Source organism: Nocardia sp. NPDC057353 (assembly GCF_042667085.1).
GTDB lineage: Bacteria > Actinomycetota > Actinomycetes > Mycobacteriales > Mycobacteriaceae > Nocardia.
In genome coordinates, this window is the sequence record NZ_JBHVAK010000083.1 from 1 (window position 1) to 21,973 (window position 21,973).

General features: G+C 73.3%; 19 protein-coding genes. 12 read left to right on the forward strand and 7 right to left on the reverse strand.

Annotated elements, in window-relative coordinates; genetic code table 11:
* From ACFUUZ_RS28840 to ACFUUZ_RS28865, 6 genes are all read right to left on the reverse strand, one after another.
* Nucleotides 1-1,349, reverse strand: a 1,349-nt coding sequence (locus ACFUUZ_RS28840) for a DEAD/DEAH box helicase (protein ID WP_378701672.1), incomplete at its 3' end; no start/stop codon positions are given.
* Between the two features lie 260 nt (nucleotides 1,350-1,609).
* Complete coding sequence (locus ACFUUZ_RS28845; protein ID WP_378701673.1) at nucleotides 1,610-2,548, reverse strand: M56 family metallopeptidase; 939 nt, start codon at nucleotides 2,546-2,548, stop codon at nucleotides 1,610-1,612.
* 62 nt (nucleotides 2,549-2,610) lie between these two features.
* Complete coding sequence (locus ACFUUZ_RS28850) at nucleotides 2,611-3,027, reverse strand: BlaI/MecI/CopY family transcriptional regulator (protein ID WP_378701675.1); 417 nt, start codon at nucleotides 3,025-3,027, stop codon at nucleotides 2,611-2,613.
* Nucleotides 3,028-3,105: 78 nt separating this feature from the next.
* Complete coding sequence (locus ACFUUZ_RS28855) at nucleotides 3,106-3,957, reverse strand: ABC transporter ATP-binding protein (protein ID WP_378701677.1); 852 nt, start codon at nucleotides 3,955-3,957, stop codon at nucleotides 3,106-3,108.
* Nucleotides 3,954-5,072 carry a FecCD family ABC transporter permease gene (locus ACFUUZ_RS28860; protein WP_378701679.1) on the reverse strand — a complete coding sequence of 373 codons (1,119 nt, stop codon included), beginning with the start codon at nucleotides 5,070-5,072 and terminating at the stop codon, nucleotides 3,954-3,956. The genes ACFUUZ_RS28855 and ACFUUZ_RS28860 overlap by 4 nt, the downstream gene beginning before the upstream one ends.
* Nucleotides 5,069-6,109 carry a FecCD family ABC transporter permease gene (locus ACFUUZ_RS28865; RefSeq protein WP_378701681.1) on the reverse strand — a complete coding sequence of 347 codons (1,041 nt, stop codon included), beginning with the start codon at nucleotides 6,107-6,109 and terminating at the stop codon, nucleotides 5,069-5,071. Before ACFUUZ_RS28865 ends, ACFUUZ_RS28860 begins: the two co-directional genes overlap by 4 nt.
* Nucleotides 6,110-6,235: 126 nt before the next feature.
* Here ACFUUZ_RS28865 and ACFUUZ_RS28870 point away from each other — a divergent pair, with 126 nt between their 5' ends.
* Nucleotides 6,236-7,021 carry a hypothetical protein gene (locus ACFUUZ_RS28870; protein ID WP_378701683.1) on the forward strand — a complete coding sequence of 262 codons (786 nt, stop codon included), beginning with the start codon at nucleotides 6,236-6,238 and terminating at the stop codon, nucleotides 7,019-7,021.
* A gap of 146 nt (nucleotides 7,022-7,167) precedes the next feature.
* Here the strand turns inward: ACFUUZ_RS28870 and ACFUUZ_RS28875 are convergent, their stop codons facing one another.
* Entirely contained in the window at nucleotides 7,168-7,992 is an 825-nt protein-coding gene (locus tag ACFUUZ_RS28875) for an NADPH-dependent oxidoreductase (protein ID WP_378701685.1), read from the reverse strand.
* Between the two features lie 150 nt (nucleotides 7,993-8,142).
* Here ACFUUZ_RS28875 and ACFUUZ_RS28880 point away from each other — a divergent pair, with 150 nt between their 5' ends.
* From ACFUUZ_RS28880 to ACFUUZ_RS28930, 11 genes are all read left to right on the forward strand, one after another.
* Nucleotides 8,143-9,798: an ABC transporter substrate-binding protein gene (locus ACFUUZ_RS28880; protein ID WP_378701687.1), complete on the forward strand. Its 1,656-nt coding sequence runs from the start codon at nucleotides 8,143-8,145 to the stop codon at nucleotides 9,796-9,798.
* The gene (locus tag ACFUUZ_RS28885) at nucleotides 9,798-10,778 is read left to right on the forward strand and encodes an ABC transporter permease (RefSeq protein ID WP_378701689.1); all 981 of its coding nucleotides are present in this window, start codon (nucleotides 9,798-9,800) and stop codon (nucleotides 10,776-10,778) included. The genes ACFUUZ_RS28880 and ACFUUZ_RS28885 overlap by 1 nt, the downstream gene beginning before the upstream one ends.
* Nucleotides 10,779-10,781: 3 nt before the next feature.
* Nucleotides 10,782-11,651 carry an ABC transporter permease gene (locus ACFUUZ_RS28890; protein ID WP_378701691.1) on the forward strand — a complete coding sequence of 290 codons (870 nt, stop codon included), beginning with the start codon at nucleotides 10,782-10,784 and terminating at the stop codon, nucleotides 11,649-11,651.
* Nucleotides 11,648-13,303, forward strand: coding sequence for a dipeptide ABC transporter ATP-binding protein (locus tag ACFUUZ_RS28895; protein WP_378701692.1), 1,656 nt, complete (start codon nucleotides 11,648-11,650; stop codon nucleotides 13,301-13,303). Before ACFUUZ_RS28890 ends, ACFUUZ_RS28895 begins: the two co-directional genes overlap by 4 nt.
* Before the next feature lie 99 nt (nucleotides 13,304-13,402).
* Nucleotides 13,403-14,308: a LysR substrate-binding domain-containing protein gene (locus ACFUUZ_RS28900; RefSeq protein WP_378701693.1), complete on the forward strand. Its 906-nt coding sequence runs from the start codon at nucleotides 13,403-13,405 to the stop codon at nucleotides 14,306-14,308.
* Nucleotides 14,309-14,483: 175 nt separating this feature from the next.
* Nucleotides 14,484-15,800, forward strand: coding sequence for an NtaA/DmoA family FMN-dependent monooxygenase (locus tag ACFUUZ_RS28905; RefSeq protein WP_378701694.1), 1,317 nt, complete (start codon nucleotides 14,484-14,486; stop codon nucleotides 15,798-15,800).
* 1 nt (nucleotide 15,801) lies between these two features.
* The gene (locus ACFUUZ_RS28910) at nucleotides 15,802-16,986 is read left to right on the forward strand and encodes an acyl-CoA dehydrogenase family protein (RefSeq protein ID WP_378701696.1); all 1,185 of its coding nucleotides are present in this window, start codon (nucleotides 15,802-15,804) and stop codon (nucleotides 16,984-16,986) included.
* Nucleotides 16,983-18,443: an LLM class flavin-dependent oxidoreductase gene (locus ACFUUZ_RS28915; RefSeq protein ID WP_378701698.1), complete on the forward strand. Its 1,461-nt coding sequence runs from the start codon at nucleotides 16,983-16,985 to the stop codon at nucleotides 18,441-18,443. Before ACFUUZ_RS28910 ends, ACFUUZ_RS28915 begins: the two co-directional genes overlap by 4 nt.
* Before the next feature lie 2 nt (nucleotides 18,444-18,445).
* On the forward strand, nucleotides 18,446-19,783 hold the full coding sequence (locus ACFUUZ_RS28920) for an LLM class flavin-dependent oxidoreductase (RefSeq protein ID WP_378701700.1): 1,338 nt from the start codon (nucleotides 18,446-18,448) through the stop codon (nucleotides 19,781-19,783).
* Between the two features lie 3 nt (nucleotides 19,784-19,786).
* Entirely contained in the window at nucleotides 19,787-20,821 is a 1,035-nt protein-coding gene (locus tag ACFUUZ_RS28925; RefSeq protein WP_378701702.1) for an aldo/keto reductase, read from the forward strand.
* Complete coding sequence (locus ACFUUZ_RS28930; protein WP_378701704.1) at nucleotides 20,818-21,855, forward strand: aldo/keto reductase; 1,038 nt, start codon at nucleotides 20,818-20,820, stop codon at nucleotides 21,853-21,855. Before ACFUUZ_RS28925 ends, ACFUUZ_RS28930 begins: the two co-directional genes overlap by 4 nt.
* Nucleotides 21,856-21,973: the final 118 nt, after the last annotated feature.

The following is a 21,973-nucleotide window of genomic DNA, read 5'->3' on the forward strand; positions in this document are numbered from 1 at the left end:
GTGCCGGCGGAGCGCTCCCGCCGGGGCGCGCCGGAGCGCTGGCCGCGCGCGGCCTCGCCCTGGCGGGCGCCACCGCCACCGCCGCGGTTGCGCCGCCGCGGCGCCTTGGCCTGCGCCTCGGCCGCGACCTGCGGCTGCGCGGGCGCTCCCGGGGTCGGCAGCGGAATGCCGCTCGGGGTGCGGGCGCCGGTGACGCGGATCAGCGTCGCGTCGCCGGGGCGCACCGGGACGGGCTTGAGGTCCAGCCCGGCCTTGCGGGTCATGGCGAGCGTGTCGGCCCGCTCCTCCTCCATGGCCAGCGTGACGACGACCCCGACCTCACCGGCGCGCGCGGTGCGCCCGGCGCGGTGCAGGTAGGCCTTGTGCTCGGCGGGCGGGTCGGCGTGCACCACCAGCGAGATGCCGTCGACGTGGATGCCGCGGGCCGCCAGGTCGGTGGTGACCAGCACCGGGACCGAGCCGTCGGCGAAGGCCGCCAGCGTGCGCACCCGGTTGTTCTGCGCCTTGCCGCCGTGCAGCGCGCCCGCCGCGACGCCGGAGCCGCGCAGCTGCTTGGCGAGCCGGTCGGCGCCGTGCTTGGTGCGCACGAACAGGATGGTCAGCCCCTCGCGGGAGGCGATCTCGGCGAGCACCTGCCGCTTGTCCGCCTTGCTGGTCACCAGCAGGTGGTGCGACATGGTCGAGACGGCCGCCTCCGGCGGGGCGGTGGAGTGCGTGATCGGGCTGTGCAGGTAGCGCTGCACCAGCTTGTCGACGCCGCGGTCGAGCGTGGCCGAGAAGAGCAGCCGCTGGCCGTCCTTCGGAGTCTTGTCGAGCAGCTTGGTGACCTGCGGCAGGAAGCCGAGGTCGGCCATGTGGTCGGCCTCGTCCAGGGTGGTGACGGCGACGTCGGAGAGGTTGGCGGCACCCTGGTTGATCAGGTCGGCGAGCCTGCCGGGGGTGGCGACGAGCAGGTCGACGCCGCGGGCCAGCCGGGTGGCCTGGCGCCCGATCGGCGCGCCGCCGACCACGGAGGCGACCCGCAGCCCGAGGGCGAGCGCGGGCTCCTCCAGCGAGCGCTCGATCTGCGCGGCCAGCTCACGGGTGGGGGCGAGGACGAGGCCGCGCGGACGGCCCGGCTTGGCGGGAGAACCGCTGAGCCGCACCAGCATCGGCAGCCCGAAGGCGAGGGTCTTGCCGGAGCCGGTGGGCCCGCGGCCGAGCACGTCCCGGCCCGCGAGCACATCCGGGATGGCGGCGGCCTGGATCGGGAACGGGGAGTCGAAACCCGCGCGCCGCAGCGCCTGCACGAGCACGGCGGGGAGGCCGAGCTCGGCGAAGGTGGGCACGGCAGGGGAAACGGAGGTCACGAAGAACCTTTCACGAAAGAGCACGCGGCGGTCTCGTCGCGTGATGCGGGGGGTGCTGCTGCGCACCCGTCGGGCCGGCGCGAGATATCGCGGAATGGTCCGCCCGCAGGGAATGCCGCCGTCCGGCGGCCCTGGCCCGGCTCGCTCGCGCATCCGGGCCGATCGCGGAAGTGCATCGCGTCCGGGCCCGGCGACAGGCCGGAACCCCCAGGATAGGCGATCATGGTCCGGAAAGCCGAACCGAGTGGTACGCGTCTCGTTCAGCTGTGGAAGAGCCTGCTCAGCTCCTGCAGCCACGGCACCGCGACGGCCAGCGTCGGCACCACCAGGATGGCGGCCGAGCCGAGGTAGGCGGCGAGCGCGATGCGCGGGTCGCCGTGCGGCCCCGCCAGCCGCTGGATCCGGATCAGCGTGGTCGGGCCGCCCGCGGCCAGCGCGCCCTGCGGCGCGGTCGATTTCGCGCAGGTGACCAGCGCGCGGGCCAGCGGAGCCGGGCCGGTGACCTTGACCGCGGAGTCGTCCGCGAGCAGCTCGATCAGCAACTTCACCGACCCGAGCGCGGCCTTGCTGCGCACCACCCGCGGAAAGGCCTCGTGCACCGCGGTGAACGCCTCCAGCACCAGGTCGTGCCTGGCCCGCAGGTGCGAGCGCTCGTGGCTGACGATGGCGGTGATCTCCGGGTCGGCCAGGTTGGCCAGCGTGCCCTCGCTGAGCACCACCCGCTGGCGCAGCCCGGGCAGGCAGTAGGCGATCGGCTCGGTGGCGGCCAGCACCCTGATGTCGGCGGCGCGGCGGGTGTCACCGCCCTGATCGAGCAGGTCGACGAGCATGCGGTGCCGCGAGCGCCTGCGCCTGGTGTGCACCCCCACCCGGACGGCGGCCCAGATGAGCCGGGCGCCGACCAGCAGGGTGAGCGCGAAGACGGTGATGTAGGCGATCCAGAGCGGGAAGCCGAGCGCGTCGATCTCGCGGGTGGGCGAGGTGGTCGGCCTGCCGTCCGGGCCGGGCACGAGCAGCTCGCTCGCGATGGCGAGCCCGGAGCCGAAGGCGCTGAGCACGGCGGCCAACGCGATCGCCTGCCAGAGCACGAGCGCGGCGCGCGGCGCGCGGTAGGGCCAGCGCGCCCGGCTGAGCAGGGCGGGGGCCGGTCCGGCGAGAAGCAAGGCGAGACCGGCGAAGACCGGCGCGGTTGCGTTCATCGACTCAGCTCACTGCGTTGTGGGACCAGGACGCTCACGGCATTGTGAGGCCGGTGTCGAGCCTACTGCCGTGGCGGCGTGCTGTCGTTCCCGGACTCGGTGTTCGGCGGTTCGGTGGCCTCCAGCTTGGCCAGCGCCTCGCGCAGCGCGTCGGCCTCGTCCTTGCCCACCTGCTCGACGAAGTGCACCAGGGCGGCGGCGCGGCTGCCCGCCGCGTCGGCCTGCTGCAGCGCGTCGACCATGAGCCCCGCGACCAGCTCGTCCCTGGTGTGCACCGGGGCGTACCGGTGCGCCCGGTCGTCCCTGCGCTGCACCACCAGGTTCTTCTTCGCCAGCCGCTGCAGCACCGTCATGACGGTGGTGTAGGCGAGTTCGCGGCGCGCGGCCAATGCCTCGTGCACCTGCCGCACCGTCTGCGGTTCGTCGGCCGACCACAACTGGTCCATGACCGCTTTCTCGAGTTCACCCAGACCTGCCATCCCTCGATTCTAGGGACTCAACGACACGAAGGCGTACTACAGGGTGTCGTAACCAAAGAATAACTGGTGTGGGATCGGTCACCCGGGGTAGACGTCGGTCTTCGCCGGTGCGTCGGCGCCCGGCTTGCCGTGCACGTGCCTGGTGCCGATCGGCACGATGAGCGGCCGCCCGGACATCGGGTCGTCCAGCACCGTCGCCTCCAGCCGGAACACCTCGCGCAGCAGCTCCGGGGTGACGATCTCGGCGGGCGCGCCCTGCGCGACGATCCGGCCCGCGGCCATCACCACCAGCCGATCGCTGTAGCGGATGGCGAGGTTCAGGTCGTGCAGCACCATGACCACGGTGCGGCCGTAGTCCGCGTGCAGCCGGTCCACCAGGTCGAGAACCTCCAGCGAGTGCGCGAGGTCGAGGTAGGTGGTCGGCTCGTCGAGCAGCAGGATGTCGGTGCCCTGGGCCAGCGCCATGGAGATCCAGGCGCGCTGGCGCTGCCCGCCGGAGAGCTCGTCGAGCGGGCGGTCGGCCAGGTCGGCGATGCCGGTCTGGGCCAGTGCGGTGGCGACCTCGTCCTCGTCGCCCGCCGACCACTGCCGGATCCAGGACTGGTGCGGGTGCCGCCCGCGCGCCACCAGGTCGGCGACGGTGAGCCCCTCCGGGGCGACCGGGGTCTGCGGCAGCATGCCGACGATCCGCGCGACGTCCCTGGTGCGCATGGCCGAGATGGCCTTGCCGTCCAGCACCACCTGCCCGGCGCTGGGCCGCAGCAGCCTGCCGAGCGAGCGCAGCAGCGTCGACTTGCCGCAGCCGTTCGGCCCGATCACGGTGGTGACGACGCCGGGCGCGATCTCCAGGCTCAGCCCGTCGACGATCACCCGATCGCCGTACCCGAGGGTGACGGCCTCGGCGGTGAGGTGGTGTTCAGCGCTGGTCATGAGACGGTGGCCTTCCGATTCATCCGCACGAGCAACAACAGCAGGAACGGCCCGCCCAGCGCCGCGGTCACGATGCCGACCGGCAGGTCGACCGGGACCAGGGTGCGGGCGACGATGTCCGAGCCGACCACCAGGATCGCGCCGACCAGCGCGGAGGCCAGCACCGGCTCGCCCGGGGTGCGCAGCAGCCTGCGGGCCAGCTGCGGCGCGGCCAGCGCGACGAAGCCGATCGGCCCGGCCACCGCGGTGGCCATCGCCGCCGCCAGCACCGCCATTCCGATCAGCAGCCCCTGCTGCGCCTGGATCCGGACGCCGAGGCCGCGGGTGGTCTCGGCGTCCATCCGCAGCACCGCGAGGGTGCGCGCCGAGCAGGCGGCGAGGACCAGCAGCACGGTGGTCACCACGGCGACCGGGAGCAGCTTGCCGGTGTCGGTATTGCTCACCGAGCCGGTGAGCCAGAGCTGCGCCCGGTTCGCCTGCTGCAGGTCCGCACGGGTCAGCAGGTAACTGATCGCCGAGAGCAGGAAGGCGTTGACGCCGATGCCGATGAGGACCAGCCGCAGCCCGGTGGCGCCGCGCTCGCCGGAGGCGCTGCGGCCCCAGGCGAGCAGGTAGATGGCGACGGCGGTGAGCAGCCCGCCCGCCAGCGCGGCCAGCGGGGTGCCGAGCGTCACCAGCAGCCCGGTGGTGGCGCCGCCGGTGCCGACCACGACGGCCACCGCGCCGAGCCCGGCGCCGGAGGTGATGCCGAGGATGTCCGGGCTGGCCAGCGGGTTGTGCAGGATCGACTGGCTGAGCGCGCCCGCGAGGCCGAGCGCGGCGCCGACCACCACCGCGGTGAGCGCGCGCGGCAGCCGGGAGTCGAGCACGATGAAGCGCTGCGCGCGGGTGCCGCCGCCGCCGAGCACGTCGAGCACCCGGCTCAGCGGCAGCGTGGTCTCGCCGACCGCGATGTCCAGGCAGAACAGCACCAGCAGCACCGCGGCCAGCGCCAGCACGGTGAGCAGCAGCGCGGGGCGGAACACGGTGGAGAAGTACGGCGTTCGCAGCGGCCTGCGCACCGCGCGCAGGTTCTCCTTCGCCAGCTTCGGGTCGTGCTGGGCCGAGATGCTCACAGGCTCACCAGCTTCCGGCGCCGGACCAGCAGAACGAAGAAGGGCGCGCCCACCGCGGCCAGCATCACGCCGACCTGGAGCTCACCGGGGCGCGCCACCACCCGGCCGAGGATATCGGCGGTGAGCAGCACCAGCGCGCCGAGCAGCCCGGACCAGGGGACGAGCAGCCGGTAGTCCGGCCCGGTGAAGACCCGCGCCAGGTGCGGGACGACCAGCCCGAGGAACGAGATCGGCCCGACCGCGGCGGTGGCCGCGCCGCAGAGCACCACCACCGCGGCGAAGCCGAGCGCCCGGTTGCGCGCGACGTGCACACCGAGCCCGCGCGCGACGTCGTCGCCGAGGCTCAGCAGGTTCAGCCCCGGCGTCGCGGCCGCTGCGAGGGTCAGTCCGAAAATGACGAACGGGGAGATCTGCCAGAAGACCTCCGCGTCCCGCCCGGCCACGGTGCCGATCACCCAGAAGCGGTAGGTGTCCAGCGCGGTGGCGTCCAGCAGGACCACGGCATTCGTCATGGCCTGCAGGAAGGCGGTCATCGCCGCGCCCGCCAGGATCAGGGTGAGCGGGCTCGCCCCGCCCGCCGACGAGGCGGCGAAGACCGCGAGCCCGGCCAGCAGCGCGCCCGCGAAGGCGAACCAGATGTACTGCTCCGGGGCGGTGAAGGCGAAGAGGTAGACGGCGAGCGCGGCCAGGAAGGCGGCGCCCGCGTTCAGCCCGAGCAACCCCGCGTCGGCGAGCGGGTTGCGGGTGTAGCCCTGCACCAGCGCGCCCGCGACGCCGAGCGCGCAGCCGGCGAAGAGCGCGAGCACCGTGCGCGGGATGCGCAGCCCGCGCACGATCTCGGCTTCCGTGGAGCCGGCCGGGCAGCTGAACGGGGCGCCCGCACAGGTGAGCGCGTCCCGGACCGCGCGGAACACGGTGAGCGGGTCCAGGAAGCGGGTGCCGACTGCGACGCCCGCCACCGCGGCCACCGCGAGCAGGGCGAGCAGGACGAGAAGGCCGGTGCGGCGGCGCCGTGCCAGGGAGGGGAGTCCGGTCACGGCAAAAATTCTCTCCTGCTTCAACGGTGGTGCAACTACCGACAAGTCTGGTAAGCCTAACCTATCTTTAGATACGCCCTGTTTCCGGAGCCCGCGTTTTCGCCGGGTTCGCGCCGAGGAGGTCCGATGACCGAGATCATGTCCGACCGTTGCCTGTCCGACGGCCTTCGGAACGCGGGACTCCGGCGCCGCGAACTCGGCTTCGACCAGTGGACCCCCGGTAGCCCGCGCCGCCCGGAGCAGGCCTTCGCCCGGGTCGGCAACCGGCTGCGCGCGCTGCAACCCGAACACCCGCGGGTGTACGCCGTCGCCGCCATGGCGGACCAGGGCAAGCGGCGGTGGTGGCGGCTCGCCGACGGGCTACGGGAGGGGCGGATCGAGGTCATGTACCGGCGGCACGCCGCCGAGATGGTGAGCAGCGAGGTCGCCGCCGAGGTGGTGGCGACGGCGCTGATCCACGCCGTGGTCGGGCGGGTCACCGCCACGCTGGTCGCGGACGGCCGGGCCTGGGATCCCGGGCTGGAGAACCTGTGGATCCACACCGACAACGACGGCGGGATCGACTGGGCCGGGCTCTCCGACACCACCATCCGGGTGCTGGACGGGGATCGGATCGCCCGCGAGTCCGGGGCGGTGGCGCTGCCCTGCGAGGAGGCGATGTACCTCTGGCTGGCGCACCGCTGCGAGCCCGCGCTGGAGCTGGTGCTCGATGCGCTGAGCACCTGCTCCGGGATCACTCCCCGCCGCTTCTGGGCACTGGTGGGCGAGTCCATCGCCGGGGCCGCCACCTACGTCCCCGCCCTGGCCGGGACCGATCCCGCGCTCGGTGCCCGCCGCGGCCACGGTTTCCTGCACGCCCTCGAAGGCCGCGGCCTCCCGCTGCGCCGCAGCATCGGCTGCCTGGTGCGCTGACGCGCGAAGGAAGCGCTGCCGCCCAGGTGGGCGTTGTCCCGCGCGGGCGGCATGAACGTCCGGGCTCGGGCGCGATTCGTGAGCCGGAGCCGCCCACGAGGGGCGTGCCGGGCCGGTGTCGCGCCTCGCCTGCCGAGGTGTGCTGCTCAGTACAGCGGGAACCCCTGCGCCGCGAGTTGGTCGCGCAACCGATCGCGACCCTTGAGCGCGGCGACTGAACCGAGGCGGGTGAGGACGCGCTCGATCCAGGAGTGCGCCAGGTTCTGCTCGGCGTAGAACTCGGCGATTCGGCCCTCGTACTCGGCGATCCGGGCGTTCTGCCCGGCCGGGTCGTAGGTCTCGGCGTGCAGCACCGCGGCCTGGGGGAGCCGCGGCTTGACCCTGGCGCCCTCGGCAGGGTCGGGGGTGCCGACCACCAGCCCGACCACGGCGAAGACGCCGGGTGGCAGCGCGAGCTCGGCCGCCACCTCCTCGGGGTGGTTGCGGATGGCGCCGATGTAGACCGTCCCCAACCCCAGCGATTCCGCCGCCACCAGCGCGTTCTGCGCGGCCAGCGCGGCGTCGAGGAAGGCGACGTAGCTCGACTCCAGGTAGTCGGCCCCGTCCAGCGGCACCTCGCGCTCGGCGGCGAGCCCGCGCAGCCGGGCCAGGTCGGCGGTCCAGACCAGGAGCAGCGGCGCCTGGCGGATCTGCTCCTGGTCCCCGGCGAGCCGGGCCAGCCGCGCTTTGCGCTCCGGGTCGCGCACCGCGACGACGCTCCAGACCTGCAGGTTGGAGGAGGTCGGGGCGGACTGGGCGGCCGAGATCAGCACCCGCAGGACGTCGTCCGGGACCGGGTCGGGCAGGTAGCGGCGTACCGAGCGGTGCTCGTGCAGCACCTGGAGCACCGGGTTCCACGCCTGCGGCGCACCGGCCGCTGGGTCGCGGTAGCGCTCGGCCACCACCTGGTCCGGGGAGGCGATCTGGGTCATCCCGCCATGGTCGCGCCCGGAGCGCGCCCGGTCAGCGATTGGCCGCAGCTCGAGCGGAATCAAGCGGTCCGAAACATGCAGCGGAACTGAAAGAATCCGAAAGGACAGCTTGGTTGTTTGCCGGAATTCGCCCGTTCACACTCGCTTTCCATGTCATCCCACAGATTCCGGCGCGCGGGCACCCTGCTCGCCGCCGTCGCGCTCGTCGCCGCCGCGCTGAGCGGCTGCGCGGCCTCGGGCAACCGGGTCGCCGCGGGCGACGACGGCGGCACCCCGGTGCCCGGCGGCACCCTGCGCTTCGCGGTGCTCGACGCGCCCGCCAACCTGGACCCGCACTCCGGCAGCTCCTACCCCGAGTCGCTGATCACCAGCAACACCGCGGACAAGCTCACCTACCAGAACCCGGAGACCGGCGAGATCGAGCCGTGGCTGGCCCGCTCCTGGCAGATCGACCCGACGCTGAAGGAGTTCACCTTCGAGCTCAGGGACGACGTCACCTTCAACGACGGCAGCAGGTTCGACGCCACCTCGGTGAAGGAGAACTTCGACCTGCTCGGCCGGGGTGACAAGGCACTCGGCGTGGTCCCGGTGACGGCGTACTGGGTGGGGTACGTGAACACCGAGGTGGTCGCCCCGTACACCGCCAAGGTGATCTTCGACCGCCCCAGCGCGGGCTTCCTGCAGGCGCTCTCGCACTACTTCTCCGGCATCGTCGGCCACTCGACGCTGCAACTGCCGAAGGAGCAGCGGGCGCTGGCGGAGAACATCGTCACCACCGGCCCGTTCACCGTCTCCGAGCACGTCTACCAGCAGCGCACGGTGCTGAAGAAGCGCCCCGGCTACAACTGGGCGCCGGCCAGCCGCAAGCACAATGGCGAGGCGTACCTGGACACCGTGGAGATCTCGGTCATCCCGGAGGCGGGGGTGCGCACCGGCGCGCTGCGCTCCGGGGAGGTGGACGCCATCCTCGACGTGAACAACACCGACGAGGCGCCGCTGGCGAACGAGGGCTACCGCATCGTGCCGCAGCTCATCCCGGGCCGCGACATCGCGCTCGACCTCAAGACCGACCTCTTCCCGACCAACGAGCTCGCCGTGCGGCAGGCGATCAAGCTGGGCTGGAACCGGGACGCGCTGGCCAAGACGGTGCTCACCCCGAGCTACGCGCTCTCCGGCTCGGTGGTCTCCGAGCGGGTGCCCGGGTACGTGGACTTCTCCGCGCAGCTGAAGCAGGACCGCGCGAAGGCCGAGCAGATCCTGGACGACGCCGGTTGGCGCAAGGGCGACGACGGCATCCGGGTCAAGGACGGCAAGCGGCTGGAGCTGCAGTTCCTCGGCATCAACAACCTGGTGAACAATAAGCCCGCCTACGAGCTGATCCAGCAGGACCTGCGCAAGATCGGCATCGACCTGCGGCTCAACGTGCTGCCGATCCCGGACTACACCGCCGCCGCGACCCAGCAGCAGAAGTGGAACGTGCAGGCCTTCAACACCAGCCGCGGCGATATCGCGGTGCTGGAGCAGACCTACTCGCCGCAGTACAACAATGCCGCCAAGCTCGCCCCGGACAACCCGGTGCACGCCAGGGCGATCGAGGTGCTGAAGGCGCTCAGCGGCACCCTCGACCCGGACGCGCGGGCGAAGGCCGCCGAGGCGGCGCAGCGTTTCCTGCTGGAGGAGCAGGTGCTCACCGTCCCGGTCTACAACCCGGCCCAGGTGACCGCGGCCGCGCCGACGGTGCACGGCGTCGGGTACGAGGCGCAGTCGCGCAACGTCTTCTACGACACCTGGATCGAGCAGGGGTGATGGCCGTGCTCAGGTATCTGGCGGCGAAGGTCGCCCAGGCGGTGTTCGTGGTGTGGGGCGCCTACACGGTGACCTTCGTGCTGCTCTACGTCCTGCCCTACGACGCGGTCGACCTGCTCTTCGATCCGAACGAGAGCGAGATGGTCTCGGCGGCGGACAAGGCGAACGCGCGCGAGTACTACGGCCTCGACGGGAACCTCGCGGGCCAGTACCTGAGCAGGCTGCTCGATGCGGCGCAGGGCGACTTCGGGGTCTCCACCCGGACCGGCGAGCCGGTCTGGCCGCTGCTGCTCTCGGTGCTGCCGGAGACGGCGGTGCTCTCCGGGCTCGCCCTGCTGCTCGCGGTGCTGCTCGCCTTCGCGGTGGCGCTCGCCGCGGTCTCCACCCGGAGCAGGCGGCTGGCGAATCTCATCACCACGCTGCCCGCGGCGGGGGTCTCGGTGCCGGTGTTCCTGGTGGGGCTGGCGCTGCTGCAGGTGTTCTCCTTCCAGCTGGGCTGGTTCCCGCCGATCGGCAACGGTGGGCTCGACACCCTGATCCTGCCCGCGGTCACGCTGGCCATCCCGGTCGCGGCGCCGATCGCCCAGCTGCTGGTGACCAACCTGGAGGAGGGGCTGAGCGCCGGGTACGTCACGGTGGCGGTGGCCAAGGGCAGCACCCGCTGGCAGGTACTGACCAGGGACGTGCTGGTCAACGCCTGCCTGCCCGCGCTCACCATCGCCGGGGTGACCTTCGGCAACCTGCTGGCGGGCACGGTGATCGTGGAGACGGTGTTCTCCCGCTCCGGGCTCGGCAGGCTCACCGAGACCGCGGTGCGCACCCAGGACGTCCCACTGGTGCAGGCGGTGGTGGTCTTCGCCGCGCTGGTCTTCGTGCTGGTGAACCTGGCGGTGGACCTGATCTACCCGGTGCTCGACCCGCGGCTGCGGGCCCGCTTCGCGGTCGGCAGGGCCGCGGTCGCGGTCGGGAAAGAGGACTGAACGATGGCGGTATCCGACCTTCCCGCCCCGGCCTTCGCGCCGCCCCGGATCCCCGGCGCGGTGCGCCGGGTGGCCCGCGCCGCGGCGGCCGCGCCGGGGCTCGCGCTGGCCTGGCTGGTCGTGCTGGTGGTGCTGGCCTGGGCCGTGGTGCCCTCCTGGTTCACCGCGCACGACCCGAACGAGGGCGACTCCGACGCCAGCTTCCTGGCACCCAGCCTCGCGCACCCGTTCGGCACCGACCGGCTCGGCCGCGACCTGCTGGCCCGCGCCATCCACGGCACCGGGACCACGGTGAGCGCGACGCTGCTCGCGGTGGCGATCGGCTTCGTGCTCGGCGCGCTGGTCGGGCTGTTCTGCGGCTTCGTCGGGGGCCGGGTGGATGCGATCGTCATGCGCGTCGTCGACATGCTGCTCGCCATCCCCGCGCTGCTGCTCGCCATGACCGTGGTCACCGCGCTCGGCTACGGCACCGTCAATATCGCCATGGCCGTCGGTATCTCGGCGGTGGCGGCGTTCGCCAGGGTGATGCGCTCGGCGGTGCTCAAGGTGACCGACACCGACTTCGTCGAGGCCGCCTACGGCTCCGGCGCCGGGTTCGGCCGGGTGGTGTTCCGGCACGTGCTGCCCAACTCGCTCGCCCCGGTGCTGGCGCTGGCCGCGCTGGAGTGCGGGTCGGCGGTGCTGGCGGTGGCGGCGCTCGGCTTCCTCGGTTACGGCGCCCCGCCGCCGCAGCCGGAGTGGGGGCTCGCGGTGGCCGAGGGCCGCGACTACCTCGCCACCTACCCGTGGATCTCGATCCTGCCGGGTGTGCTCATCGCGGTGGTCGTGTTGTCCACCAACCGGATCGGCCGATCGTTGGGAGAGCAGAAGTGAGCATCGAGAACCAGCCCCTGCTGCGCGTCGCGGACCTCGCGGTCGAGTACGCCACCCCCGGCCGCGGGGCGCCGGTGCGCGCCGTGAGCGGGGTCTCGCTCACCGTGCGGCCGGGTGAATTCGTCTCGGTGGTGGGCGAATCCGGCTCCGGCAAGAGCACCACGGTGCACGCCGCGCTGCGGCTGCTGCCCGGTAACGCCACCGTGCGGGCGCGGACGCTCGAGCTCGGCGGGCAGGAGATCTCCGGCTGGGGTGACCGCAGGTTGAGCGCGCTGCGCGGGCCGTTCGCGGGGTTCGTGCCGCAGGACCCGGGGACCTCGCTGAACCCGGTGAAGCGGGTCGGGGTGCAGGTGGCGGAGGCGATCCGGCTGCACCGGAGGGTGAGCGCCGCCGAGGCGCGGCGGATCGCGCTGGCGAAGCTGGAGCTGGCCGGGCTGCGCGAGCCGGAGCAGGTGTACCCGCGCTACCAGCACGAACTCTCCGGCGGGATGAAGCAGCGGGTGCTCATCGCCATCGCGCTCGCCAACGACCCGAAGCTGCTGGTGGCCGACGAGCCGACCTCGGCGCTCGACGTCACGGTGCAGAAGCGGATCCTGGACCACCTCGCGGCGCTGCGCACCGAGCTCGGGCTCGGGGTGCTGCTGGTCACGCACGACCTCGGCGTCGCCGCTGAGCGCTCGGACCGGCTCATCGTCATGCAGCGCGGGCGGGTGGTCGAGGAGGGGCCGGTGCGCGACATCCTCGCCGCGCCGCGCGAGGAGTACACCCGCGCCCTCATCGCCGCCGCCCCGGCCGCGCACCGGGGTCGGCTGGAGCCGGCGGGGGAAGCCGAGGCGCCGGTGAACATCCGGAAGCCGCAGCCGACACCACTGCTGGCGGCGCGCGAGCTGACGAAGGCGTACGGCGGCGTGCGGGCGGCCGACGGGGTCGCCCTGTCCGTGCGCGCGGGCTCCACCCATGCCCTGGTGGGCGAGTCCGGCGCGGGCAAGTCGACCGTGGCCAGGATCGTCGTGGGCCACGGCACCGCCGACTCCGGAACCCTGCTCTTCGACGGCGCCCCGGTGCCGATCACCGGCCGGGCCGGGCGCGCCCGGCGCCGCCCGCGCGACCTGCGCCGGGAGATCCAGTTCGTGCACCAGAACCCGTTCGGCTCGCTCGACCCCGGCTACACCGTGGAGCGGATCATCTCGGAGCCATTGCAGGCGTTCGGCATCGAGAAGAACCGGCGCCGCCGCCGGGACCGCGCCGCCGAGCTGCTGGACGCCGTCGCCCTGGCCCCGGAGCACCTGCACCGCCGCCCGGCCGAGCTCTCCGGCGGCCAGCGGCAGCGGGTCGCGCTGGCCCGCGCGCTGGCCGCCGGGCCGAAGCTGCTGGTCCTGGACGAGGCGGTCTCCGCGCTCGACGTCTCGGTGCAGGCGCAGATCCTGCGGCTGCTGGTCGAGCTGCAGGCGGCGCAGGGGCTCACGTACCTGTTCATCACGCACGACCTCGGCGTGGTCCGGCTGATCGCCGACGACGTCTCGGTCATGCGCGCGGGCCGGGTGGTGGAGTCCGGCGCCGTGGCGCGGGTCTTCGAGCACCCGGAGCAGGAGTACACCCGCACCCTGCTGGCGGCGGTGCCCGGTGAGTACGCGGTGCCGGTCGCGGTCTGACCCTGGAGCCGGGCTGCACAGAATCGCCCTGATCGTAAGGATTTTCTCAAAACTCGCCGGACCGGAGACTGAATCCGACGCCAGCGAAACGAGGGTTCCATGTACGACATCCGGCGGCTGATCCTGCTGCGCGACCTCTCCGAGCGCGCCACCATGACGGCGGTCTCCGAGCTGCACGGGATCACCACCTCCGCGGTCTCGCAGCAGCTCCGGATCCTGGAGGACGAGGTGGGGACGGTGCTCACCCGGCGCGAGGGCCGGGTGCTCCGGCTCACCTACGCGGGCCGGGTGCTGGTCGACCACACCTCGCGGATCATCGCGGCGCTGGAGGAGGCGGAGTCGGCGGTGGCCGCCACCGCGGAGCAGGTCACCGGGGTGCTCACCCTGGCCACCTTCCGCACCGCGCAGACCCGGCTCGCGCTGCCCGCGGCGGCCCGGCTGATGGCCGAGTACCCGGGGCTCAAGGTCAGGGTGGTCGACCTCATGCCGGTCGAGTCGGTCCCCGCGGTGCGCCGCCAGGAGGTCGACCTGGCGATCACCTACGCCTACTCGTTCGGGACCAAGGACCTGCCGCTCGGGCTCACCTCGGAGTTCCTCTACAGCGACCCGCTGGTCCTGCTCGCCCCCACCGGCCTGCGCGAGCAGGCCCGCAGGCACGGCCTGGCCGCGGTGCGGGACGCCGACTGGATCGCCGCGCGGGACGGCGCGCCCTCCATCGCCTCGGTCATGTTCGCCTGCCGGGAGGCGGGTTTCGCCCCCCGCATCCAGCACCGCAGCGGCAGCTTCACCGCCATGGCGGAGATGGTGGCGCACGGCCTGGGGGTGGCGATCGTGCCGGAGATGTCGGTCTCCGACGAGCACCGCTCGCTGGTCGCCTGCCCGATCGTGGACAGCACCCGCCGCATCGGGGTCACCTACCGCCAGGCCTCGGCCGAGCGCCCCGCGGTGGCCGCCGCCATCCGCACCCTGCGCACGGTGGCAATGCCGCGCCAACTCGCCTCCTGACCCAGTGCACCGGCAGCCCCTCCGCTCCGAGCGGTGGGGAATTCCGTTGTGCCCGTGCGCAAATGGGTCGAGAAAAACTGAACGATTGTCGTAGAACCGCTGCCTTGTTCGCGGGAAGGAGAACTTCCGATACTGGCGGCACTCGTCTCCGTACCCGCCGATCAGACGGAAGCCCATGACTCGATCACTGCACGTGAACATCTCGCTGCTGACCCCTGGACACTTCCGCGGGGCCTGGCGGCTGCCGGGCAACGACCCGCGCGCCTTCGTGGACGCCGAGCACTTCCGGCGGCTCATCCAGCTCGCCGAATCCGCGGCGCTGCACGCGGTCTTCGTCGGCGACAGCCCCGCACTCGCCCCCGACATCGCCAACGCTCCCGGACTCGGCCTCGACCCCGTGGTCATGCTGGCCGACGCCGCCGCGAGCACCACGCACATCGGGGTGATCGCCACCGCCTCCACCACCTTCGAGCAGCCCTGGTCGCTGGCGCGCCGCTACCTCAGCCTGGACCACCTGACCGGCGGCCGCGCGGGCTGGAACGTGGTCACCACGCAGCAGGCCGCGGCGGCCGCGAACTTCGGTTACGACGAGCACCCGGACAAGGAGCTGCGCTACCGGCGGGCCGCCGAGTTCGTCGAGGTGGTGACCGCGCTGTGGGACGGCTGGGAGCCGGACGCGCTGCTCGGCGACCCCGCGGGCAGCTTCGCCGACCCGGAGCGCATCCACCCGCCCGCGCACCGCGGCGAGTTCTTCGCGGTGGCGGGCGCACTGCCGCTGCCGCGCTCGCCACAGGGCAGGCCGCTGGTGGTGCAGGCGGGGGCGTCGCCCGGTGGCAAGCGGCTCGCGGGGCGCACCGCCGACCTGGTCTTCGCCGCCGCGCAGACCCCGGAGCTGGCCCGGGCGCAGCGCACCGAGCTGCGTGGGTACGCCGCCGAGGCCGGGCGCGACCCGGATTCGATCAGGATCTCCACCGGGCTGGTGGTGGTGATCGGCGGCACCGAGGCCGAGGCGAAGGCGCGCGAAGCCGAGCTGCGGCAGACCATTCCGGTGCGGCCCGCGCTGGAGCAGCTCGCCACCCAGCTCGGGCTGCCCGCGGGCTCGCTGGACCCGGAGACCGTGCTCACCCCCGAGGTCGTCGGTGCCGCGGCGGCGCGCTCGGCCGGGTTCGGCGCGGGCACGCTGGCGCTGCTGCGCGAGCGGCCGCACACCGCGCTGGAGCTGGTGCACCGCTTCGCGGGCGGGGCCGGGCATCGGCTGGTGGTCGGCGCGCCGGAGCAGGTGGCGGCCGGGATCGCGGAGTGGTTCGAGTCCGGCGCCACCGACGGCTTCACCGTCATGCCCGGCGACATCGGCGCCGACTTCCCGGCCTTCGTCGAGCACGTGGTGCCGGAGCTGGTGCGGATCGGCGTCTACCGCGGCGAGTACGCCCACGAGACCCTGCGCGGCAACCTCGGGTTGCCCGCGCCCGAGCCGACCCCCGCCGGAGTGTGAGATGAGCACCGCGATCATCGACGTCGCGCCCCCGCACGGCCTGGACGAACCCGCCTTCGCCACCGCGCTGGCCCGGATCGCCGAGCTGGCCCCCGAGCACGACGCCGCGGGCCGCTTCCCGGCGGCCGCCTTCGAACTGCTGCGCCCGACCGGCGTGCTCGCCTTGACCGTCCCGGTGGAGCTGGGCGGGCTGGGGAAGGGCATCGCCGAGGCGGTCGAGGTGATCGAGCGGATCGGCGCCGCCGACCCGTCGGTCGGGCTCATCCTGCAGTGGAACTACGTCAACCACCTGGCGCTGCGGCACCCGGACAATCCGTGGCCGCGCGAACTCGCCGAGCAGGTGCTGCGCAGCGCCGCCACCGACGGCACCCTGATCAACGGCGTCAATGTCGAGCGCGAGCTGGGCAGCCTCTCGCGCGGCGGGCTGCCCGCCACCACCGCGACCAGGCTGCCCTCCGGCGACTGGCGGATCGATGGCGAGAAGGCCTACGCCACCGGCATTTCCGGGCTGAGCTGGTTCACCGTCACCGCGAGCACCGCCGAGCCGGAGCCGAAGATCGCGACCTTCCTGCTGGATCGCTCGGCGCCGAACTGGGAGGTGCTGCCCACCTGGAACCACCTCGGGCTGCGCGCCTCCGACACCCAGTCGGTGCGCTTCTCCGGCACCGTCGTGCCGCACGCCAGGCTGGTCGACCTGCGCGACCCGAAGGGCAGGCCGCTGCCGCGGCCGGGCAGGCAGGCGCTTCCCCTGCTGCTGGCCGCCAACTACAACGGCGTCGCCATCGCGGCCAGGGACTGGCTGGTGCGCTACCTGCACACCCGGGTGCCGACCGCGCTCGGCGCCTCGCTGGCCACCGTTCCCCGCTTCCACGACCGGGTCGGCGAGATCGAGGCCGCCATCCAGACCAGCCGCGCGCTGCTCCGGCAGGGCGTGGCGGCGCTGGTGGCGGGGGAGCAGTCGCCGCTCTTCGGGCTGGCCAAGCACGTCGCCACCGCGACCGCCATCCGGGTCACCGAATCGGCGCTGGATTTGACCGGCAACCCGGGGCTGGACCGGTGCAACCCGCTGGAGCGGCACCACCGGGACGCCATGGTCGGCCGCATCCACACCCCGCAGAGCGATGCGGTGCTGGCCCAGCTGGGCCGCGACGCCATCGCGCTCGGCCGCCCGGAGGAGCTGTCGTGAGCCACCGCGAGGTCCACCTCAATGTCAATATCCTGAACGCGGGCGTCTTCGGCGGGTCGTGGCGATTCCCGGGCACCGATCCGGTGGCGAGCCTCGGCCTGGAGCACTACCTGCGGATCGCCCGGCGCGCCGAGGAGGCCACCTTCGACGCCATCTTCCTCGCCGACGGCCCCGGGATCCGGGACGACCTGCGGTACCGGCCGTTCAACGGGCTGGAGCCGTCGGTGATCCTGGCCGCGGCGGCCGCCGCGACCGAGCGGGTCGGGCTGATCGCCACGCTCTCCTCCAGCTACAACGACCCGTACGACGTCGCCAGGCGCTTCGCCACGCTCGACCTGCTCAGCGGCGGGCGCAGCGGCTGGAACGTGGTGACCACCGCGGGGGCTGGCCCGGCGCGCAACTTCGGGTTGGACGCGGAGCCCGCGCACGCCGAGCGGTACCGGCGCGCAGCGGAGTTCGTCGAGGTGGTGCGGGCGCTCTGGAACAGCTGGGAGCCGGACGCGCTGGTCGGCGACAAGGGGGCGCACCGCTTCGCCGACCCGGCGCGGATCCACCCGGTGAATCACACCGGCGAGTTCCTCGACGTGGCCGGGCCGCTGAACGTCCCGCGCAGCCCGCAGGGCGAGCCGGTGGTGGTGCAGGCGGGCGCCTCGCGCGACGGCAGGGCGCTGGCCGCCCGGATCGGCGAGGTCATCTTCACCGCCGCGCAGACCGCGGACGAGGCGGGGGAGTACTACCGCGACGTCAAGGCGCGGGCCGCCGCGTTCGGCAGGCGGCCGGAGCACGTGCTCATCCTGCCCGGGCTCTCCACCGTCATCGGGTCGACCGAGGCGGAGGCGGAGCAGCGCAGGCAGCTGCTGGCCGAGCTGGTGCCGCCGGAGTACGCCCTGAACCGGCTCGCCGAGCAGCTCGGGGTCGAGCGCGAGGCGCTGGTGCTGGAGGCACCGCTGCCCTGGCACCTGCTCGCCGACCCGGACGAGGCGGGCGGGTCGCAGACCTTCTACCGGATCGCGCTCGGGCTGGCCCGGCGGGAGAACCTGACCGTCCGGCAGCTGCTGCACCGGCTCGGGGGCGGGGCCGGGCACCGGATCGTCACCGGGACGCCGGAGCAGGTGGCGGATGCCATCGTCGACTGGGTCGACCGCGGGATCGCCGACGGGTTCAACCTCATGCCGGATGTGCTGCCCGGTGGTTTCGACGACTTCGTGGACGGGGTCGTCCCGATCCTGCGGAAGCGCGGCGTCTTCCGCCGCGAGTACCGCGGCAGCACGCTCCGCGACCACCTCGGCCTCCCGGTTCCGCGACACCGCTCGCCTGCGGCGGCATCCCGCTCGGGCGACGCGAGCGGCGCGGCAGGCACCGGCCCGCTCGACGGCGCGCGAGTTCCCGGTGCGGCGACGGTGCGCGCCGTCGATTCCGGCGCGATCGCGGCGCCCGCCGCGGAAGGAGCGGCCTGACCATGGCACGCACCCTCTCGTTCTTCGTGAACGTCGGCAGCGCCGGGTACCACCCCGCCGCCTGGCTGGACCCGGCGCTCGCCCCGGACGCCTTCGTCGACCTCGCGCACTACCGGCGAGTCGCCGAGGTCGCCGAGCGCGGCGCCCTGGACGGCCTGCTGCTCCCGGACATCCCGGTGCAGCAGCCCGGCATCGCCCGCGGCCCCGCCGCCACGCTCGACCCGGTGCTGCTCACCGCCGCGCTGGCGGTGAGCACCGAGCGCATCGGCCTGGTCCCCACCGCCAGCACCACCCTGAACCGCCCGTACAACCTGGCCCGCCGCATCCTCTCGCTGGACCACGCGAGCCACGGCCGGGCCGGCTGGAACGCCGTCACCACCTTCGAACCGCGCGCCGCCGCCAACTTCGGGCTGCGCCAACTCCCGGACCGCGACGAGCGGTACCGGCGCGCCGCCGAGTACCTCGGCGTGGTCACCGGGCTGTGGGACAGCTGGGAGGACGGCGCCGTCATCGGCGATCGGGCGTCCGGCGTCTTCGCCGACCCCGACCGGGTGCACGCCCTCGACCACGTCGGCGAGTTCTACTCCGTCGCGGGCCCGCTGAACGTCGTCCGCTCACCCCAGGGCCGCCCGGTGCTGGTGCAGGCGGGCGCCTCCCCGCAGGGCCGCGCCTTCGCCGCCGCGCACGCCGAGGTGATCTACACCAGCCGGCTCAGCCTCTCCGGAGTGCGCGAGTTCAGCGCCGAGGTGCGCGCCGCGGCCGCCGCGCACGGCCGCGACCCGGAGGCGCTGCGGATCCTGCCCGGGCTGGTCCCGATCGTCGGCTCCACCGAGGCCGAGGCGCGCGCCCGGTTCCAGGAGCTGCAGGACCGGCTGCACCCGGACAGCGCCCCGGTCCGCACCCTGGCCCAGTGGCTCGGCTACCCGGACGCCGAGCTCGAGCTGGACGCCCCGCTGCCGCAGCGCTACACCGTGCTGCCCGCGTCCAGGGTCGGCCCCGAGGGCTTCTTCACCGCCCTCACCCGCTACGCCGTCGAGACCGGCTACACGGTGCGGGAACTGCTCACCCGCGTGCTCGGCGGGCACCGTTTGGTGATCGGCACCCCGAAGACCGTCGCCGACCACATCGAGCTGTGGTTCCGCAACGGCGGCATCGACGGCTTCACTGTCATCCCCGCGGTCCTCCCCGCCGCGCTGGCCGACTTCGTCGACGAGGTGATCCCCGAACTGCGCCGCCGCGGCCTCTTCCGGCATGGCTACGCGGGCAGCACGCTGCGCGAGCACCTCCGCCTGCCGGTGCCCGCGAACACGTACCTGACCGTTTCCCCGATCGGAAGGTGATCCATGACCCACCGCTACCTCGGCCGCACCGGAGTGCTGGTCAGCCCGCTCACGCTGGGCGCCATGAACTTCGGCGCCTGGGCCAACAAGGACCACGACGAAGCGATTCGGATCGTGCACAAAGCACTGGATTCCGGCATCAACGTCGTCGACACCGCCGACGTCTACTCGCAGGGCGAGAACGAGGAGATCGTCGGCAGGGCGCTGCTCGGCCGGCGCGACGAGGTCGTGCTTGCCGGCAAGTTCCACGGCCAGATCGGCACCGACCCGAACACCCGCGGCAACTCCAGGCGCTGGATCATCCGTGCCGTGGAGGACAGCCTGCGCCGGCTGCAGACCGACCACCTCGACCTCTACCAGGTGCACCGCCCCGACCCATCGGTGCCGCTGGAGGAGACGCTGCGCGCCCTGGACGACCTGGTCCGCGCGGGCAAGATCCGCTACTCCGGCACCACCACCTTCGAACCGCACCAGCTGGTCGAGGCGCAGTGGGTGGCGCAGGACCGCAACCTGCACGCCCCGGTGAGCGAACAGCCGCCGTACTCCATCCTGGCCCGCGGCGCGGAGAAGGCGACGCTGCCGATCGCACAGAAGTACGGGCTCGGCGTGCTCACCTGGAGCCCGCTGGCGGGTGGCTGGCTCTCCGGCCGCTACCGCCCCGGCGAGACCGCGCCCGACTCCACCCGGCTGCACCGCCAGCCGCACCGGCACGACCCGGAGCTCGCCGCCAACCAGCGCAAGCGCGCCGCCGCCGAGGAGCTGGCCGAGCTCGCCGACGACGCCGGGCTCACCCTGGTGCACCTGGCGCTCGCCTTCGTGCTGCAGCACCCCGCGGTGAGCAGCGTGATCATCGGCCCGCGCACCGAGGAGCACCTGCTCGGCCAGCTCGGCGCCGTCGACGTCCGGCTCGACGCCGACCTGCTGGACCGGATCGACGCCATCGTCGCCCCCGGCACCACGATCAGCCCCGCCGACGAGGGCTACCTGCCGCCCTCGCTCACCGATGTCACCACTCGCCGCCATGGAGCCCGCCGATGAGCCTCTCCGACCTCCGCACCCTGGGCCGCACCGGGGTCAGGATCAGCCCGTACGTGCTGGGCACCATGAACTTCGGCCCGCGCGGCAACCCCTCGCACGAGGACTCCATCGCGATCATCCACCGCGCGCTGGACGCCGGGATCAACATCGTCGACACCGCCGACACCTACTCGCGCGGCGAGTCCGAGATCATCGTTGGCAAGGCGCTGCGCGGCCGCCGCGACGACATCGTGCTCGCCACCAAATTTCACAATGCGGTCGACGACGACCCCACGCACCGCGGCAACTCCCGGCGCTGGATCGCCCGCGCGGTCGAGGACAGCCTGCGCCGCCTGCAGACCGACCACCTCGACCTCTACCAGGTGCACCGCCCGGAGCGGGTGACCGAGCTGGAGGAGACCGTCGGCGCCCTGGACGACCTGGTGCGCGCGGGCAAGATCCGCTACTACGGCACCTCGGTGTACTCGCCGGGCGAGCTGGTCGAGGCGCAGTGGATCGCGGACCGGCGCAAGCTGAATCGCTCGGCGTCGGAGCAGGTTCCGTACTCGCTGCTGGTGCGCGGGATCGAGCGGGAGACGCTGCCGATCGCCAGGAAGTACGGCCTCGGCGTCATCTCCTACGGACCGCTCGCCGCCGGGTGGCTCTCCGGCAGGTACCGGATCGGCGGGGCGCAGCCGGAGTCGCACCGCGCCGATCTCATCCCCGGCCGCTTCGACGTGGACAACCCGGCCAATGCCGCCAAGCTCGCCGCCGCCGACGCGCTCGCGGCGCTGGCCGAGGAGTCCGGGCTGACGCTGGTGCAGCTCGCCGTCGGCTTCGTGCTGGCGCACCCGGACATCAGCGCCACCATCATCGGCCCGCGCACCGGCGAGCACCTGGACGGCTACCTGGCCGCCGCGGACACCACGCTGGGCGACGACATCCTGGACCGGATCGACGAGATCGTCGCGCCCGGCACGATCTTCCACGAGCGCGACACCGGCGTCATCGCCCCCGCGCTCGCCGATCCCGCGCTGCGCCGGAGCGTGGCGTGAGCACCGCGGTCGCCGGGCACCTCTGAGAAATGGGGCGGCGGGGGGGCCGGGGCCGAGACACACCCCGCCCCCCGCCACGTGCCCGCCCCCCCCCGCCCCCCCCGCCAACACGAAAAAA